The 18,103-nt window shown below is 55.5% G+C and carries 15 protein-coding genes; 7 read left to right on the forward strand and 8 right to left on the reverse strand.

The window, feature by feature from the left end:
• Nucleotides 1-6 precede the first annotated feature (6 nt).
• Nucleotides 7-666, reverse strand: a complete 660-nt coding sequence (locus tag LK04_RS02100; protein ID WP_039328612.1) for a DedA family protein — start codon at nucleotides 664-666, stop codon at nucleotides 7-9.
• 105 nt (nucleotides 667-771) lie between these two features.
• Nucleotides 772-1,962, reverse strand: a complete 1,191-nt coding sequence (gene metC / locus LK04_RS02105) for a cystathionine beta-lyase (RefSeq protein WP_059109763.1) — start codon at nucleotides 1,960-1,962, stop codon at nucleotides 772-774.
• 260 nt (nucleotides 1,963-2,222) lie between these two features.
• Here metC and exbB point away from each other — a divergent pair, with 260 nt between their 5' ends.
• From exbB to LK04_RS02120, 3 genes are all read left to right on the forward strand, one after another.
• The gene (gene exbB / locus LK04_RS02110; protein WP_071885764.1) at nucleotides 2,223-2,951 is read left to right on the forward strand and encodes a tol-pal system-associated acyl-CoA thioesterase; all 729 of its coding nucleotides are present in this window, start codon (nucleotides 2,223-2,225) and stop codon (nucleotides 2,949-2,951) included.
• Nucleotides 2,952-2,956: 5 nt separating this feature from the next.
• Entirely contained in the window at nucleotides 2,957-3,379 is a 423-nt protein-coding gene (exbD, locus tag LK04_RS02115; protein WP_039328885.1) for a TonB system transport protein ExbD, read from the forward strand.
• 182 nt (nucleotides 3,380-3,561) lie between these two features.
• The gene (locus LK04_RS02120) at nucleotides 3,562-4,884 is read left to right on the forward strand and encodes an MFS transporter (protein WP_039328883.1); all 1,323 of its coding nucleotides are present in this window, start codon (nucleotides 3,562-3,564) and stop codon (nucleotides 4,882-4,884) included.
• Between the two features lie 33 nt (nucleotides 4,885-4,917).
• On the opposite strand, the gene LK04_RS02125 is transcribed toward LK04_RS02120, so the two are convergent.
• Genes LK04_RS02125 through LK04_RS02145 form a run of 5 tightly spaced genes read right to left on the reverse strand, consistent with a single transcriptional unit; the run spans nucleotide 4,918 to nucleotide 10,143 of the window.
• Nucleotides 4,918-5,883, reverse strand: coding sequence for a spore coat U domain-containing protein (locus tag LK04_RS02125; protein ID WP_039328882.1), 966 nt, complete (start codon nucleotides 5,881-5,883; stop codon nucleotides 4,918-4,920).
• On the reverse strand, nucleotides 5,880-8,315 hold the full coding sequence (locus LK04_RS02130; RefSeq protein ID WP_039328881.1) for a fimbria/pilus outer membrane usher protein: 2,436 nt from the start codon (nucleotides 8,313-8,315) through the stop codon (nucleotides 5,880-5,882). The genes LK04_RS02125 and LK04_RS02130 overlap by 4 nt, the downstream gene beginning before the upstream one ends.
• Entirely contained in the window at nucleotides 8,315-9,013 is a 699-nt protein-coding gene (locus LK04_RS02135; protein ID WP_418903646.1) for a molecular chaperone, read from the reverse strand. Before LK04_RS02135 ends, LK04_RS02130 begins: the two co-directional genes overlap by 1 nt.
• Before the next feature lie 25 nt (nucleotides 9,014-9,038).
• Complete coding sequence (locus LK04_RS02140; RefSeq protein ID WP_039328878.1) at nucleotides 9,039-9,551, reverse strand: spore coat U domain-containing protein; 513 nt, start codon at nucleotides 9,549-9,551, stop codon at nucleotides 9,039-9,041.
• A 22-nt stretch (nucleotides 9,552-9,573) separates the two neighbouring features.
• Complete coding sequence (locus LK04_RS02145; RefSeq protein WP_039328877.1) at nucleotides 9,574-10,143, reverse strand: spore coat protein U domain-containing protein; 570 nt, start codon at nucleotides 10,141-10,143, stop codon at nucleotides 9,574-9,576.
• Nucleotides 10,144-10,691: 548 nt separating this feature from the next.
• Between LK04_RS02145 and LK04_RS02150 the strand changes: the two genes are divergently transcribed.
• From LK04_RS02150 to LK04_RS02160, 3 genes are all read left to right on the forward strand, one after another.
• Nucleotides 10,692-12,794, forward strand: a complete 2,103-nt coding sequence (locus LK04_RS02150) for a putative bifunctional diguanylate cyclase/phosphodiesterase (protein ID WP_039328876.1) — start codon at nucleotides 10,692-10,694, stop codon at nucleotides 12,792-12,794.
• Between the two features lie 160 nt (nucleotides 12,795-12,954).
• Nucleotides 12,955-15,045 carry a putative bifunctional diguanylate cyclase/phosphodiesterase gene (locus LK04_RS02155; protein ID WP_039328875.1) on the forward strand — a complete coding sequence of 697 codons (2,091 nt, stop codon included), beginning with the start codon at nucleotides 12,955-12,957 and terminating at the stop codon, nucleotides 15,043-15,045.
• 86 nt (nucleotides 15,046-15,131) lie between these two features.
• Nucleotides 15,132-16,562: a PLP-dependent aminotransferase family protein gene (locus LK04_RS02160; RefSeq protein ID WP_039328874.1), complete on the forward strand. Its 1,431-nt coding sequence runs from the start codon at nucleotides 15,132-15,134 to the stop codon at nucleotides 16,560-16,562.
• Nucleotides 16,563-16,660: 98 nt separating this feature from the next.
• Here LK04_RS02160 and LK04_RS02165 read toward each other — a convergent pair whose 3' ends face one another.
• Nucleotides 16,661-17,143 carry a YlaC family protein gene (locus LK04_RS02165; protein WP_039328872.1) on the reverse strand — a complete coding sequence of 161 codons (483 nt, stop codon included), beginning with the start codon at nucleotides 17,141-17,143 and terminating at the stop codon, nucleotides 16,661-16,663.
• 252 nt (nucleotides 17,144-17,395) lie between these two features.
• On the opposite strand from LK04_RS02165, the gene LK04_RS02170 reads away from it, so the two are divergent.
• A complete protein-coding gene (locus LK04_RS02170; protein ID WP_039328871.1) occupies nucleotides 17,396-18,010 on the forward strand; it encodes a cupin domain-containing protein in 615 nt (204 codons plus the stop codon).
• The last annotated feature ends 93 nt before the right edge of the window (nucleotides 18,011-18,103 follow it).

The raw sequence follows: 18,103 nt of genomic DNA on the forward strand, positions 1-18,103 counted from the left end.
GTTTATTTACGCTTTCTGGCGGCGCTTTTTCCAAATCACCACAATGCTGCCAGCCAGCCCGACACACAGCAGCACCATCGGTAGCACCATCAGCACGGCCATCACCTGGTCTTCATGGCGCTTGATAAACGGCACCTGACTGATGCCATAACCCATGGCCACCACAATGCCGACCCACAATGCGCCACTCAGCCAGTTGAACAGCTGGAAGCGACCGTTCTGTAAGCCAGAGATGCCCGCCATGGTAGGCAGCAAAGTGCGTACAAACGCCAGGAAACGACCGACCAGCAGCGCCATCAACCCATGACGGTTAAACAGGTTCCACGCCCGCTGGTGGTATTGCGCGGGGAGGTGCATTAACCAGCTTTTCACCAACCGGGTATTCCCGAGCCAGCGGCCTTGCAGATAACTCAGCCAGCAGCCGAGGCTGGCGGCGGTGGTCAGAATCACCATAGTCGGCACGAAATCCATCACGCCTTTGGCAATCATGGCACCCGCGAGCAGCAGCAGGCTGTCGCCCGGCAAGAAAGAGGCCGGCAACAAACCGTTTTCCAGAAACAGCGTCAAAAACATCACGCCGTAGACAACCCACACGACATCCGGATTGGCCAGCGCGGCAAAATCCTGATGCCAGAGCGCGTGGACAATCTCATGTAAAACACCCATCTGCTATCCCATCGAGTCACAAGGATTCTATTTTAACGTTCTGTGGCATCGTATTCGTTGATCTCACCAATGCCACACAGAACGGTTTAGGTTTTGTTTATCTTTTTACGGCTTTAAACGGGCAAAGCCGGCTTTCAGGTCATCTAACAGGTCATCGACATGCTCAAGACCAATGTGCAACCGCACCAGCGTTCCGGTGAAGTCCACGCCACCTGCTGGGCGAATCTCTGCCAGTTCTTCCGGCTGGTTGGCCAGAATCAATGATTCATAACCGCCCCAGGAATAGGCCATGCTGAAGTGGTGGAAGTGATCGAGGTAATTCGCCAACTGCTCGCGGCTCAGCTTTTCATGCAGGATAAAAGAGAAGAGTCCGCTGCTGCCGTTGAAATCACGCTGCCAGAACTCATGCCCCTTGCATTGCGCTAACGCGGGGTGATTCACGCGCGCCACTTCCGGCTGTGCAGCCAGCCATTCTGCCACCTGCAAACCGCTCTCTTCATGCTGGCGCAGGCGTGTACCCAGCGTGCGCAACCCGCGGCTGGCCATGTAGGCGGTATCGGCATCTACCATCTGGCCCATCAGGTACGAATTCTCACGCAGCTGCGGCCAGCAACGTTCATTTGCAACGGCAGTACCGATCATCGCATCGCTGTGGCCAATAATGTATTTGGTGCCCGCCTGGATAGAGATATCGATGCCATGCTCCAAGGCGTTAAACAAGACGCCCGCCGCCCAGGTATTATCGATCATGATGATCGCGTCTGGCGCTTTAGCTCGCACCGCCGCCACGATGGCCGGGATATCCTGCACTTCCATGGTGATGGACGCGGGCGACTCAAGGAACACCACGCGCGTATTCGGCTGGACTAATTCACCGATTTCGCTGCCAATGCAGTGATCAAAATAGGTGGTGGAGACGTTCAGCTTACTGAGGATTTTTGAGCAGAAATCCTGCGTGGGTTCATACACCGCGCCGCTGACCAGAATGTGATCGCCTGCTTCAACAAAAGAAAGAATCGCGTTCGACACCGCCGCTGCACCGCAAGGATAAAGCGCACAGCCTGCGCCGCCCTCCAGTTCCGTCATGGCGTCCTGGAACGAGAAGTGGGTGAGCGTGCCGCGACGGCCATAAAAAAGCTCACCGGATGCACGACCTGCGGTCGCACGTTTTTTGTCAGCAACGGTGTCAAAAACCAGTGACGAGGCGCGTTGAATCACGCTGTTAACTGAGCCCTGAGTGTAACGTTTGCTGCGTCCCGCGCTAACCAGCGTGGTATCAATTTTATTCGTTGCCATCACTGCCTTTCCTGACACTTACCGCAAAACATCCACGTTACCACGAAATGTCGCACTGGGTTGATCCAGATTACGGAATATCAGAGTGGTGCCAGTATTCTTTAAAACAATGGGCAAATTGTGGAATTACAAGGCACTTTTGGATTGTAAATAGTAATGAGAACTACTATCACTTCGGTCAATTTTTTTGCTATGATCCGCGCTTCAATCGTGAACTGTGCAACAGAAGTTGGAGACGCAGCGTGGTAGCCAGTGATTTGATGCAAACGGACCTCTCCGTTTGGGGCATGTATCAGCATGCCGATATCGTGGTAAAAATTGTGATGATTGGCCTGTTACTGGCCTCAGTTGTCACCTGGGCGATTTTCTTCGGCAAGTTTGCTGAGCTGAGCGGGGCGAAACGTCGCCTGAAACGCGAACAGCAGGCACTGGGCGAAGCACGATCGCTTGATGATGCTTACCGCGCCGCCGAAAGCTTCAAAAGCAATAGCCACAGTGCTGTGCTGCTGAATGATGCACAAAACGAGCTGGAACTCTCAGCGGGTGCCGACGATCTTGATGGTATCAAGGAGCGCACCAGCTTCCGCCTTGACCGTCGCGTTGCGGCATTCAGCCGTCATGCCGGTCGTGGTAATGGCTTCATTGCCACTATCGGTTCTGTTGCGCCATTTATCGGTCTGTTTGGTACCGTGTGGGGCATCATGAACAGCTTTATCGGTATCGCTAAAACGCAGACGACGAACCTCGCCGTTGTGGCGCCGGGCATCGCAGAAGCGCTGCTGGCCACCGCCATTGGTCTGGTTGCTGCTATCCCTGCGGTGGTGATTTACAACGTTTTCGCCCGCATGATTGCCAGCTACAAAGCCTCATTGGGTGATGTGGCCGCTCAGGTGATGCTGCTGCAAAGCCGCGATCTGGACCTCGGTAACGTGGATACCGCGAAAGAAGCGACCCGTCCAGCGGCGGCACAGAAACTGCGCGTAGGATAAGTATTATGGCGATGCGTTTAAACGATGACTCGGTAGGCGACGGCGAAATGCATGAAATCAACGTGACGCCGTTTATCGACGTTATGTTGGTTCTGCTGATCATCTTTATGGTCGCCGCGCCATTAGCCACGGTGGATGTGCGCGTTAACCTGCCTGCTTCCACCAGCGCACCGCAACCGCGTCCGGAAAAACCGGTCTATCTGTCGATCAAAGAAGATAAGCAGATTTACATCGGTAATGATGCGGTCACCAAAGAAACCCTGGTGAATGCGCTGACGGCACAAACCGAAGGCAACAAAGAGACCACCATCTTCTTCCAGGCTGATAAGTCAGTGGATTACGAAACGCTGATGAGCGTGATGGATCAACTGCGAGAAGCGGGTTATCTGAAGATTGGATTGATGGGTATGGAGACCGTGAAGAAATAATTCACCGCTCTCACCACCCTAAGGGCCGCTATTTACAGCGGCCCTTTTTATTTGCCTCGCTATAGCAATGTTAATTTCTTGTTACTTTTGGTCTCACTTTTGTAAACTGCAATGGTGAAGCAGATCACATCTATTCCTGGCGTATCCGGTTAAAACGGAAGAAAAACCCCAGGAAGATCAATATGAGTGCGAGCCAGTCTTTACAAAAGCCATCGCAAGGCGGTGCCAAAACCATCTTTAGTGTCACCAGCGGTAATTTCCTTGAAATGTACGATTTCATGGTATTTGGTTATTACGCAACGGCGATTGCCAAAACCTTTTTCCCCGGAGATGACCCTTTCGCCTCACTGATGCTCACTTTGATGACTTTCGGTGCAGGCTTCCTGATGCGCCCCCTCGGCGCGATTATTCTCGGTGCTTACATTGACCATCACGGTCGCCGCAAAGGGCTTTTATTGACGCTGGGGCTGATGGCGCTGGGTACGCTGACGATTGCCCTGGTGCCAGGTTATGCCACCCTGGGGGCCGCCGCGCCGATTCTGATTTTGCTGGGGCGTCTGCTGCAAGGCTTCTCCGCGGGTGTCGAGTTAGGCGGTGTGTCCGTTTATCTGGCCGAAGTCGCGCCAAAAGGGCGCAAGGGCTTTTATGTCAGCTGGCAGTCTGGCAGCCAGCAAGTGGCGGTGATCTTTGCTGCACTGCTGGGACTTGGCCTGAACCATCTGCTGGCGAAAGATGCGGTCACCGAGTGGGGCTGGCGTATTCCGTTTGTGGTCGGTTGTATGATTGTGCCGTTCCTGTTCTGGATCCGTCGCATGCTGGAAGAGACCGAGGCGTTTAGCCAGCGTAAGCATCACCCTTCGATGGGCCAGATTATGCGCTCGGTGGGGCAGAACTGGGCTCTGGTGCTGGCGGGGATGCTGATGGTGGTGACTACCACAGTGATGTTCTACATGATCACCGCGTTCACCCCGACCTTTGGCAAAACCGTGTTGATGATGAGTGATGAGCAGAGCTTTATGGTGACGCTGTTTGTTGGCATCTCCAACCTTATCTGGTTGCCGGTGATGGGGTCTCTCTCGGATCGGATTGGCCGTCGTCCCTTGCTAATCACCTTTACCATTCTGATGATCCTGACGACCTGGCCGGTACTGCACTGGTTAGTGGGTTCACCGAGTTTTGCGCATCTTGTGGAAGCCGAACTGTGGTTGTCTTTCCTGTATGCCAGCTATAACGGTGCGATGGTGGTGTATCTGGCTGAAATCATGCCAGCGGAAGTGCGTGCATCAGGTTTCTCGCTGGCTTACAGCCTGGCAACAGCCCTGTTTGGCGGTTTCACGCCAGCCGTTTCCAGTTATCTGATCCATGCCACCGGAGATAAAGCGATGCCCGGCGTCTGGCTGTCGTTTGCCGCGGTATGCGGATTGGTCGGTACGCTGTTGATTGGCCGTATGGTGAAACAGTATCAGGCACGCCACAGCGGTTCGCCGGTGAGTGCATCCTTGTAAGATTTGGGCGGCCTTAGGGCCGCCTTTACCCCTCTAAAACGATAAATCCACCACCACACTATCGGTATAGCTGCCTGCGGCAGGCGTATTCTGCGTGGTCAGGATTTGTGCCGTGTAGGTAAAATTGCGCGTAATGAGATCGCTGTTCAGCGATGTAGCGCTTGCGCTACTCCAGCGATCGGTGCCCGTGGGTCCCCAGCGAGTCGTGGTGGTGGTTCCTTTATAGATGTCATAGGCCAGCCGGTTTGTGCCGCTCGCCATCTGGCGTGTCGTACCGCTGTAATAACTGCCGTTGCTCAGTCCCACCGTGAAGGTACTGCCTTTAGAACACACCACGTTGATGGTTTGCTGCACGGTAGAGAAACTGCCGACCAGCGGCGCACTGCCAAAACTGACGTTGGGTGCGGTGATGGTGGTGCAGTCGTTCGTAAGGACCAGGTTAACCGCAAACGTCATGGCTGTGCCGGTACTGGTTTGCACGGTGCCAACGCATATCCCCGCTACGTTGAGGCCCGCACATACCGTGTAGCTGACGGTTATCGTCACCATCGTGGTGTAACTGCCCGCCGCCACCACCTGTCCCGGTACGGTGCGGAAATAGAGTGGAATGTTGAAGTTCAGGCTGTTCCCCAAACCCAGCAGTAGCGAAGAACTCCAGGTATATTTCCCACCCTGCTGCAGTTCAGTGGCGCAGGCGCTGTCGATGCATATCTGAAACGGGATAGTATCGGTGCCGGTACTGTCGGTTTTCAACGCTGCGCGCGTGCCACTCAGATAGGTTGAGGTGGTAAAGGTGTAGGCCACATTATCGGTGCCCAGCAGCGACAAGGTGCCTGAACCACAGTTAACGTTGGTGATGGTTGAAGTGCTTTGCGCGGTTGAGCCGACGGCAAAGGTGGTAACAGAGCCAAAGGTCGCCGTCGGTGCCGATAAGCTACACAGCGCGTAGCTGGTACCCGGCAGAATAAACAGCGCCAGCAACAAAAGTAGCTTTCTCATGGTGAAATCCCTGACTGTGAATTATTTGCCGAACTGATTGCTGATCCTGGCGGCGGCGGGGGCAGAGCACAGGTGAGCGGTCCGTAGGTTTGCAGCGCTTTGGGCTGGCCACCCTCAATGGTCAGTGTGGTATCGCATGTGCGGCCATCCGGTGTGACCACATGAATGGGGTTATCAGCGCTGAGATTCTCCATCCAGACAATCCCGTCCCAGCCGACATATTCGGTCGCCTGGCTGGGACGTAAAACCTGGCTGGAGATAGGGATCGGCTGACCGTCGCTGTCGTGGAGCACCACGCTGGCAGCACGCAGACGCTCGACCGGGAAGTGAAGCAGATAACCGCTTTTCCTTTTCACCGCGAAGCGTTGTTCCACTTTGGGTGCGGTTCGGTCAGCGGGTAAATCCAGGGTATCGAGATCGTATTTCGCGCCGTAATAACTGCTGATCGAGGGCACCAGCAAATAGCCCTCTTTGTCGGTGCGTCCCATTGACTGGTTCTCATAGCGCACCGTCACATCCGGATAATCGGTTTTCACCACCACAAAGGCATCGTTGATATCGTTGGCGGCGAAGACGCGATTATCCATCAGCACCAGTGATCCCGTTAAATCTGCCCACTGCGTGGTGTTGTCGTTATCCCCGTAGAAACCGGCAGAGGTATCAATTTTGTTGTTGCGATAGCGCAGGCTCGCCTGGCGATAATCTCCGCTATCGCCGCCCTGATTGGCCCATGCGGCATCGTATGCAAACCCGCCGTCCGTTGGCATGGCGCGTGAAACGTAGACGCGCTGGTTATTGCGGCCTTGCTGATCACGTTCATAGCTGACCGAGGCGCTGCTCTGCTCACCGAAGGGAATGACGAGGGAAATCGCGCCGCTCCAGTCGCCTTGTTCCTGATCGCGGCTGGCCGAGATATACAGGCTGCTGTTGCCCCACAGATTCTTACTCCATGACAGGTTCCACAGTCGGGTGCGGTCGCCAGATCCGCCAGCGATATCAAAGTAAGCAAGGCCAAGACTACCGTATTGGTTAAGGGAGACGCTGGCAGTATATTGCGCACTGCGCCGTGCCAGCGAGTAGCTGGTATTGGCGCTGTCACCACGGCTGCCCACTAACGCCAGGTTGCCGAAATCAGCCGTTCGCAGCGTGTGTTGCGTCCCTAAACTGAACCAGCTGTTGTTGTACTGATAGCCCCAGCTGTATTGCGTGCCCGGTTTACCCTCCATCTGGCTCTGCGCCAGTGCACCGTTCACCACGCCCCAACTGCCAATCTTCACTAATCCTCCGGCTCCCCCCATCGCCACGCTGTCGCTGCCCTCGGCATGGCTCTCTAATGTCAGCCAGTCGGTTAAGCCATAACGATAAGACCCGCTGGCGGCTGCCGCCCCGTAATCGAAGTTTTGCAGACCGTAGTTTTCACGAATCGCACCGGCAGAGAAGGAGTAATCGGATAAGCCCTGACGCAACAAACTGCTGGAAACATAAAACGGCAGCGTGGTCGTCACCTGGCGTCCCACGGCATCGGTAGTGGTGATCACCGCATCGCCCGCGCCATTAACAAACGGGACATTGGTCAGCGACCACGGGCCCGGTTGCACATTGGCCTGGGTGCTGCGATAGCCGTTGATAAACAGATCAACCGACGAGGGAACGGCAGCCTGGCCAGAAAATGCGGGCAGGGGATAGGTCACCAGATCAGGGCGCACGCTAAAATCACGCGCGATCTGAATCCCGCCGAGACGCACGCTGTTGCTCCAGCTTAGCGCGTCAGTGACCAAATCCCCGGCGCGCCAGCTGATGGCATCATTTTCATCTTCGTTACTGAACCAAGTGTCGTAGCGGATGTAGCCTTCTTGCTGACCGCTCACGCCACCTTCAAGCTGCTGGGTGTAAACCCCGTTGGTGGAGAACTGTCCCACGGGGCCGAAGAAGCGCAACTCGTTCCAGCTGGAGAGGCGCGAACCTGCGTTATCCGTGCGCGTCGCGTAGAAATCGTAATTGAGTAAGGCACCGTTGCTGGAGCGTCCCGGATAGCGCGGACCCCGCTGATCCTTGCCAATCACCTGGCCGGGTAACCAGGCGGGGGGAACCGTGAGCAGCAAGCGTTGGCGGCGCTCGTCGTAATCCACCTTCACGTCCGCCAGTTTATTGATATCGACTTGCTGGCCCTGCAGCTTCTCGGCGGGAATACCCACACGTTGCAAATCGCCGCTGCGTACCCAGAAATCCCCGTTTTTTCGCTCGACCGGTACGATGTCACCGCGATCGCTCTGGTTAACCACCAGTTCCAGCATATATTGCTGGCCGCTGGCGTTATTCTCCATGGCAGGCGGGGGCGGCAGCTCGGAGAAGGTTTCCGCGCCGCTGGTCTGGGGGCTGAGACAGAGTACGCTGGCAACGGCGAGCGCACAGGGATGTAGCGTAAACCTCATTAGCGCGCGGCCGCGCTGCTCCAGTGGCCTTTATTCACCTCGGCCGATAGCTCGCCACTCACGCTACTGGTTAACGGCCAGCGGTTGCTGCTATTAGCGAGCACATAGCCAAACAAGCCATTTCCGATGCGACGGCCACCGATAGTGACATTACTTAACCGCGCATGGCCATTACCCCGGTTAGTGAGTTCTAGCCAGCGTCTGCCACCGCTGTCAATTTGTTGCCAGCTGAGCTGCGGTTTCGCACTGTCACTGGTGACGCCGTTACCGTAGACAAACAGCGGGACCGAATAGCGCATCTGGAAGGTCAGCCCCGCCTGATTCTCACCCGGGGTGCGTGGCGTCGGGATTTCATCCAGCACCACACGGTAGGACATTTCACGCCCTGCTTCAGGTGGCGTTTGTTTGATCAAACGAACCAACTGTTTCTGACCTGGCTCCAGGCGCACCATGGGTGGGCTCGCCACCACCTGCTGCTGGGTTTGATACTGCTCCTGACCGCCGACTTGCAGCCAACTGAAAATGCGGACCTGCATGATCGTGGTGGCGTTGCCGCGGTTTTCCAGCCACAGCTCGCTGGCCTTATCTTCGGGATTTATCGCCGGATCGATTGGCCAAATCATCAGCGAATTGGCCGCGTGGGCGGCGGGGATCAGGGCCATGACAAACAACAGTGACAGGGCGCGCAGGTTCATGATTATTCATCCTTCTTTAATACTTCCATCACCAACTCAGTGTGACGGTTAAGGTGTCGGTATAAGTCCCGGCGCGCGTCGGGCCGGGCAGCGTTAACAGGCCGTAAATCGGCAAAGTGATGTTATTGGCGTTGCTATAGCTCAATGCCACAGCTGTATTCACCGGTATCGCGGTGGTATGCGCCGCATTGGTATACAGGCTATAAGCCACGGTATTGGTGTTACCGGATATCTTGAGATTGCGGGTGGTGGTGTAATTGCTGCCGCCGTTGATGCTCATGCTCACGGCGGTGCCTGGCGTACAGGCGAGGGTGATAGTGGTGCTTTGCACATAGCTGGCGCTGACACTGCTCGACGCCACGCCCGACTGCGTGCCGAAATTAAGCGTGCCAAAAACCCCGGTATTGGTACCGGAAACCACACAGCCTGCCACCACTGACGCAGAGACCTGAAACGTTGCCGTTGGCAACGCCCAGGCGGAGACGCTCCCTATCAGCAGGGCCAGGCCGCCTACACTGTGCACCCAACGCACTACGGCCACCCTGATTACCCCAACCGATCCCTTAGTAATTCACCGCCACGTTGATGGTATCGGTGTAGGTCCCCGCTGGAATGAGTGGGTTAAAGCCACCCCCAACCACACGACCATAGATGGCGTAATTGGTGCCCAGTGTCGGGTCGGTGGTGCCGCTGGCCGCTATGTTGGTGTTATTGGCAATCGCGGTGGTGAAGGCGGCGTCGCTGTACAAGGTATAAGCAATGCCTTGGGTGTTGTTGGAACCGAGAATTAAATAGCGCGGCTGACCGCTCACCGTGCCATAGATGGTGGCGGGCGCGGCATTACTGCTGGTGACCTGCACGTTAAACGTTTGACCGGTGGTGCAGCGCACATAAATACCGTTACCCGATGCGCCCACTAAGGTGGCGTTTAAGGTATCAAAGGTTGCCGCACTACTACCAAAGTTCAGGGTACCGAAGTTGACGCCGGTGGTGGCTGACTGACCATTCACCAGACAACCGGTGGTGAGCGTCAATGTGGCATTGATGGTTCCCGTTGTGGTGGCGGCAAAAGCAGCGGTGGGTGCGAGCGCGACGCTCAGGCTGGAAGCCAAAAGAAAAAGCTTGAGTTTCATAATCATTCCTTACTGATTATCCAATGTCATTGCTTTTTCACCTGGTGATTCATTTATGTAACGAATCCGAATTCAAACAAGAGCCGCGATCGGCTGCACTTCGTAAGTGCCCGTCACCTAGGAATATTCTTAGATTGTGGGTTGATGATTTATATCAGTTTTCTTTACTATAGATCAGCAATTCAGCAGTTGTGATGCTGCGCTTAGTTTTTTCACTAATCAATTCACACTTTTCGCCGATAACTCAGTGACTACAAGGGGTAGCGACCTGTTAAAAAAACTAAACAACGAGTGATTTAACCCTCTACCGCGTCTCACGGTTCAATGCTATGTTCGTGCATTAATCAGATATTATTAATTTTTCTGACTGCGACAGATGATGAAAATAAAAAAACACAGCGCGGTGATTCCAGAATTGTCTGGATCGGCTCCTTACTCTGCCTCACTGCATGCGGTCATTAATCGCCCTTAATCGATGTTCGAATACTCTTTGACCTTTTTTGACGATACAGCACCTGCTCCGCAGCGGGCTGAGCTTAGGAGCGCACATGCTGCTGGTTACCTGGGATAGCGTTCTGGTGACGGTTTCACTGATTGTGGCCTTTATCGCCGCGTTTACCGCGCTGGACACGGCTGGGCGCGTTGCGGTTTCGCGCGGCTGCCTGGCGAAGATGTGGCTCGTGGGCGGCGGCACCGCGATGGGTATTGGCATCTGGGCGATGCACTTCATCGGTATGTTGGCGATGATGATGCCAATGACCATGCGCTACGACATCCCCCTCACGGTTATTTCTCTGGTGGTGGCGATCCTCGCCTCTATTTTTGCCTTTGCGCAGGGTGTTCAGGGCAGCCATCTGACCCGTCGTCGGCTGATACGTGGCACCTTGATACTCGGCAGTGGCGTGGTGATGATGCACTACATCGGCATGAACGCCTTGATGATTGAGCCCGCGATCCGCTGGGATGCGTTGTTAGTGGCGGTGTCGGTGATCATTGCCTACGTCGCCTCTGGCGCCGCATTGTGGCTGGCTTTTCATCTGCGCCAGGGCGAAAGCGTGCTGATGATGCGCGTTTGTGCCGCGTTGGTGATGGGCATTGCCATTGCGGGCATGCATTACACCGGCATGGCGGCGGCAGAGTACAGCATGCCGAGCACCATGATGCAGCATCACGGCGTCAGTGAAGATGGGCTGGCGGTGTGGGTAACCATCATTACGCTCACCATTCTGGGTTTAACGCTGTTGGTCTCGATGCTGGATGCGCAACTGCGTGCCGCGCGTCTGGCTGCCAAACTCAAACGTGCTAACAATGAACTGCGTCAGTTGGCGATGCATGACAACCTCACCACGCTGCCTAACCGCGTACTGCTGGAGCAGCAGCTCAACGAGCAAATCAAGCAGGCGACTTTACAAGATCAAACCTTTGCGCTGATGTTCATGGATCTCGATGGCTTTAAAGCCGTCAACGATACCTGGGGACATCACGTCGGTGACCGTTTGTTGATTGCGGTAGCGGAGCGGCTGCGCGTGCAGCTCAGTGATGACATTTTCCTTTCCCGACTCGGCGGGGACGAATTCGTGCTGCTGTGTCCGCAATACAACGCTTTGCAGGCTTCAGCCTTGGCGCAAAGGTTGGTCAATACCATCGATTTACCCTTTGAGCTGGATCGCTATTCGCTGCGCGTATCGTTAAGCGTCGGTATCGTCACTTTCCCCGAACACGGTCGCAGCCAGCAGGAGATGATGTTCAACGCTGACTCTGCCATGTATCACACCAAACACAGTGGCCGAAACGGTTGGTGCTTATTTGAACCGGTAATGAGTGCCACGGCACAACATCAGTTGGCCTTGGCCAATGACCTGTGGAATGCGCTGGAGCACCAGGAGATGTGCCTGTTCTATCAGCCAAAATTCCGCGCGGGCGGCACGGTGTTGATGGGCTTTGAGGCGCTGTTGCGCTGGCAGCATCCCCGCCGAGGTTTGCTGATGCCCGATATGTTCCTGCCGCGAGCGGAAAAAACCGGACAAATCGTCGCGCTGGGTAACTGGGTGATCAATGAAGCCTGCCGTCAGTTAAAACAGTGGCACAGTGAAGGCAACAGCGACTGGAGCGTGTCAGTGAACCTCTCCGCGCTGCAATTTCACCAGCGAGATTTGATTGACAGTCTGCGCCTGGCACTACAACGCCATCAGTTGCCGGAAGGGGCGCTGATGCTGGAGATTACCGAAAATATTGCCATGCGCGACCCGCAATTTAGCCAGCAGCGCATCGCCGAACTGCATCGCCTGGGGGTGAAAGTCGCGATTGATAACTTTGGTATCGGTTATGCCAATCTGCTGCATCTCAAGCACCTGGAAGCCAGTGAACTAAAAATTGACCGTGCTTTTGTGAATAGCCTGCGGGCCGACAGTGAAGACGCCACGGTAGTGAGCGCGATGCTGACGCTGGCACAAAGCCTGAACCTGCGCATGGTCGCGGAAGGCGTCGAAACTGAGGAACAGCAACGTTTACTCACTGGTTTAGGTTTTGACACTTTGCAGGGCTATTTGCTGGGCAAACCAACGCCCGCTGAGCGAGTGGGTGAATTTACCGCTGCGCTTAATATGCCGCTGCCCTTTGCCGATAACGTCATGCCACTGGCAGGCGCATAACAAACAATTTTTATTTTCTTCCACATCGGAAGGTTTCATCGTTCAAAGACTCAAATCGGCAGTGATTCTGCCGATAATTTCAACAATAAAACCAATAGCCTTCATTTTTCTTTCATAACACCACAGCTGATTTAAAACGGCTTTAACTTGGGAAATCACTATGTTAGTGACTTCGTATGATTCGTTTACCGTGATCGTCTCGATTCTGGTGGCGATGCTGGCCTCGTTTACCGCATTAGATATGGCGGGACGCGTGGCCTCCTCAACCGGCAAGGTGGCGCTGGTTTGGTTGTTGGGCGGTGGATTCGCCATGGGCGTTGGCATCTGGGCGATGCACTTCATCGGCATGCTGTCGATGAGCCTCGACATGGTGATGAGCTACGATCCGATGCTGACGGTGACCTCCATGGTGGTCGCCATTCTGGCCTCGATCTTTGCCCTGTGGCTGGTCTGTTCCTCAGCGGATTTACCCTGGAAACGCTTAGTGGGCGGCGCCTTCGTGCTCGGTTCTGGCGTGGTGGCGATGCACTATACCGGCATGGCGGCCCTGATGTTCGCACCAGGTATCACCTGGAACTGGAATTGGGTAGCGGCTTCGGTGGTGATTGCCATGGTGGCCTCCGGCGCGGCATTGTGGTTGGCCTTCAACCTGCGCGAAGGTCACGGGCGCGTCACCCTGTTGCGTCTGGGGGCATCGGTGGTGATGGGCTGCGCGATAGCCGGTATGCACTACACCGGTATGGCGGCGGCGTCTTTCCCGATGCAGAGCCACGCCACGCATATGGGCGTTAACAGCAACTGGCTGGCGATTGTGGTTACCGTCGTCACCCTGGCAATTCTGGGCATCACGTTACTGGTGTCGATGCTTGACGCCCGCCTGCAGGCGCGCACCTCGATCCTGGCGCATTCCCTTGCCGAAGCCAACCGTGAACTGGCACAGCTGGCGCTACACGATAACCTGACGCGTCTGCCCAACCGCATACTGCTGGAGGATCGTCTGGAGCAATCCATCAACAAAGCCAACCGTGAAAAATCACAGTTTGCCTTAATGTTTATGGATCTGGATGGCTTCAAAGCGGTCAATGACGCCTTTGGACACCACGTGGGAGACAATCTGCTGATCGCCGTGGCCGAACGCATGATTGGTCAGATGAAAGGGCACTACACGCTGGCGCGCATGGGCGGCGATGAGTTTGTGCTGTTGATTGAAATCGACGATCCCAACGATGCGGCAGCCGTGGCGGATGCCTTGGTGAAAGCGGTGGACCGTCCGTTTGATATCTCCCGCTATGAGTTAATGGTCTCGCTGAGTATCGGTATCGCGGTCTATCCTGGCGATGGTAAAGATGATCGCGAGCTGATGTTCAATGCCGATGCCGCGATGTACCACACCAAAAACAACGGGCGTAACGGATACAACTTCTTCCAGCCATCAATGAATACGCTGGCGCAGTCACAGCTGCAGTTGAATAACGACCTGTGGCAGGCGTTGGATAATGGCGAACTGCGTTTGTTCTACCAGCCGAAATACTGCGCGCCCAGTGGCCCAATTATCGGTTTTGAAGCGCTGTTACGCTGGCAACATCCGACTCGCGGATTGCTGGCTCCCGACAAATTCCTGCCGATGGCCGAGAAGACCGGCATGATTATTAATATCGGCAACTGGGTGATTGATGAGGCTTGCCGTCAGTTGCACAGCTGGCACATGCAGGGCCATCCGCACTGGTCGGTGGCGGTGAATCTCTCTGCGCTGCAATTTGAGCAGTGCAATCTGGTGGAGACCGTCACGCAGGCGCTGGCAAAGCATAAGATTCCCGCTGAGCTGTTGACGCTGGAGGTGACAGAAACCACGGCGATGCGCGATCCAGAAGAGAGTGTGCGCATCCTGACCGAGCTGACCAATATGGGGGTCAAAGCCTCGATCGATGACTTTGGTACCGGTTATTCCAGTCTGCTCTACCTCAAGCGCCTTCCCGCGAGCGAGCTGAAAATTGACCGCGCGTTCGTTAATGAACTGCAGGCCAAATCGGAAGATGCCACCATCGTTTCTGCCATTGTGGCACTGGCGCAGTCGCTGGACCTCAAAGTGGTGGCCGAAGGGGTGGAAACTCAGGAGCAGCAGGCGTTCCTGACAGGCCTCGGCTGCGATACGTTGCAAGGCTATCTGCTCGGCAAGCCGGTACCGCCAGAGCGCGTTCACGAGCTGGCCAATTTTGTAGAGGAAGAGCTGGAGTTGGTGCGGATGCCTTGATGGTGCGGTGATGCCCCTCTCCCGCTTGCGGGAGAGGGTTAGGGTAAGAGAAAATAGCCGCACAAATCCCAAACAGCGGAGGTCGGGTGGCGAAATACCAGCAGTTGGTCGATCAGTTACGGGCACAAATCGAAGCACGCATCTGGCCGCCGGGAGAAAAGCTGCCGTCGCTACGTCAGCAAGCGGAGCAGAGCGGGCTTAGCCTGATGACGGTGATGCACGCCTACGAAGTGCTGGAGAGTCAGGGCTGGATCGTCTCTAAGCCGCAGTCCGGCTACTATATTGCCCCGCGCGCCGCTGAAAGCCGTCCACGTTTACCCACGCAGGCCATTGCCAGAACTGAGCAGGCAGACACCAACAGCTTCGTATTCGATGTACTGCAAGCCACGCGCGATCCGGCCATTATTCCCTTCGGCTCAGCGTTTCCCGACCCTGAACTCTTTCCGCAGCGCCAGCTGATGCGCTCGCTGGTGAAAGTTTCGCACAATCTCAAGCCCTCTGACGCGCTCAACAATTTGCCGCCGGGGAACGAAGCGCTGCGTAAAATTCTGGCCCAGCGTTACGCCCAGCAAGGCATCACCTTATCACCCGACGATATCGTCATTACCAATGGCGCGATGGAAGCCCTCAATCTCAGTTTGCAGGCCGTAACGGAACCCGGTGACTGGGTGGTGATTGAGAACCCCTCTTTCTACGGGGCATTGCAGGTGATTGAGCGCCTGAAGCTGAACGCCATCGCCATCGCCAGCGACGTCGAACAAGGCATCGATCTTGATGAACTGGAGCAGGCGCTGCAACGCTGGCCGGTGAAAGCCTGCTGGTTGATGACCAACCGCCAAAATCCGCTCGGCTTTACGCTGAGCGTCGAACGCAAGCAGCAACTGGTGGCTTTGCTGGCGCGGCACAAGGTGGCGATGATTGAGGATGACGTCTACAGCGACCTCTACAATGGTCACGACAAACCACTGCCCGCGAAAGCCTTTGATCGTGAAGGGAATGTCCTGCACTGCGGCAGTTTTTCAAAAAATCTGGTGGCGGGATTTCGCGTCGGTTGGGTGGCGGCCGGACGTCACGCCCAGCGCGTGCAGCGGATTCAGTTGATGAGCACGCTCTCCACCAGTGCGCCGATGCAGCTGGCGCTGGCCGATTTCCTCAGCACCCGCAGCTACGATACCCATCTAAAGAAGCTGCGTCAGACGCTGGCAAAGCGTAAGCAGCAGGCGCAGCAGGCGCTGCGCCGCGTCTTGCCGATTGAGGCGCACATCAGCGATACGCCCGGTGGCTATTTCCTGTGGATTTCACTGCCCGAGCAGATCAACACCACGCAGCTTTATCATCTGGCCTTGAAAGAGGGCATCAGTATTGCGCCGGGCCAGTTGTTCTCCGGCAGTGAAGGATTCAGCCACTGCTTCCGATTCAATACCGCCTGGCCGTGGGATGCACGGGCCGAGACGGCAGTGGAGACGCTGGGCAAATTGATTGCTGAACTCAGGTCGGACAGCTCTACTGAATCGTAGCGGCGCCATTTATGGCGCATCTGACTGCGAGGGTATGGCTCAACTACGCGCGATAAATCGCGCCGCTACATGACATTAAATCGCGCCGCGACATCCCTTTAAACCGTTGCCGCCTGCTGGTGGCCCCAGGTCAGATAATACACATCGTAAAAATCGACTTCGCCTTTCTGTTTCATCAAACGGTCGATACCACTGCGCACGCGATCGGGCGTGCCGGGATGGTCCACAATTTTATCCAGCGCCTGCTGTGAAACCGGCTGTACGTAATACCATTCGCCGTTGTAACACACGCGCAGATCCAGCGTATCGATATCTTCGAAGCGGTATTTGGGGTTGATGTCCATCAGCATCAGCACACTCATCACCAGCACAAACGCGGTGGCAAACCAGAACGCTGGCCAGCCCAGCATCTCAGTGGAGAAAATCAGCGCCACGCACAGCGCGTAACACAGGTACATCACCGCCCAGAGGCCGGGATGGGTTTTGAGGAAAGAAAAACTAAAGCGCGGCAGATTATCGCGCTGGCCTTCACGGTTCAGCGTGGCGATCTCATCGAGCAGGATTTGTTTGATCGTGTCCATTGTTCACCTCTCATTATCACTGCCTGCCAGTTAATCACATAACAGTGAAGTGAATCAGATACAGATCTGGGATGTTTTTATATAACAGTTTAGGCTTCTCTCCCTCACCCCACGAAATGTTAAATTTGTTGCCAACTAATTTGGCTTTAGTAAGGTAAATCATTCTTTTATGTGAATTTTGTTGGTGGGCGCACATTGCAATGCCCCTGGGCTTTGCCACAATTAAGCAACGTGGCTTCCCGGAGAAAGAGTATGACTGCCAACACTTCCAGCCTGCTGTTACTGATGTCTTTCGCCGCCGGTACCTTTTCAGCAGGTTCATCCAGCAATCCGCAGCATTTGATGCTGTCGCTGCCGTCGGGCGGCATACCTAACAATCTGCTGCCGCTGATCATCTGGCCTGGCATCGCACCAGACTATGATGAGGAACTGCAGAGCGACAGCGCGGCCTGGTTCGAGAAAACGTTTAGCGCGAACGGCTGGCCTGCTGCGTGGCGCGCGCCAATCTACCCTTACACCCATTACCACCCCAATACCCATGAAGTGCTGGGCATTGCATCCGGCTGGGCTGAAGTGCTGTTCGGCGGCGACAGCGGCCGCATGGTGACGCTGCGCGAAGGCGATGCGGTACTGATCCCCGCAGGTGTCGGCCATAAACAGGTGTTCGCCTCGGACGATTTTTTTGCCGTTGGCGCCTATCCTGAAGGAATGTCGCCAGAAACCGTGCGTGATGAGCCTTCTCGTTTACGTGCCGCGAAAGATCAGATTGCGCGCGTACCGCTACCGCATCGCGATCCTTTTACTGGCGGCGATGGGGCGATGACCGATATCTGGCTGCCAGTTGCGCAGCAGTTGATGCACCAGTAAGGTGCAACACCACCGTTATCCGGCGCTGCTCCGCTATTGGGGCGCGTGTGCCGTTGCGGGCGCGAGCCTCTGGCACACTTTGTGCAGGAGAGG

Source organism: Pantoea vagans (assembly GCF_001506165.1).
Taxonomy (GTDB): domain Bacteria; phylum Pseudomonadota; class Gammaproteobacteria; order Enterobacterales; family Enterobacteriaceae; genus Pantoea; species Pantoea vagans_C.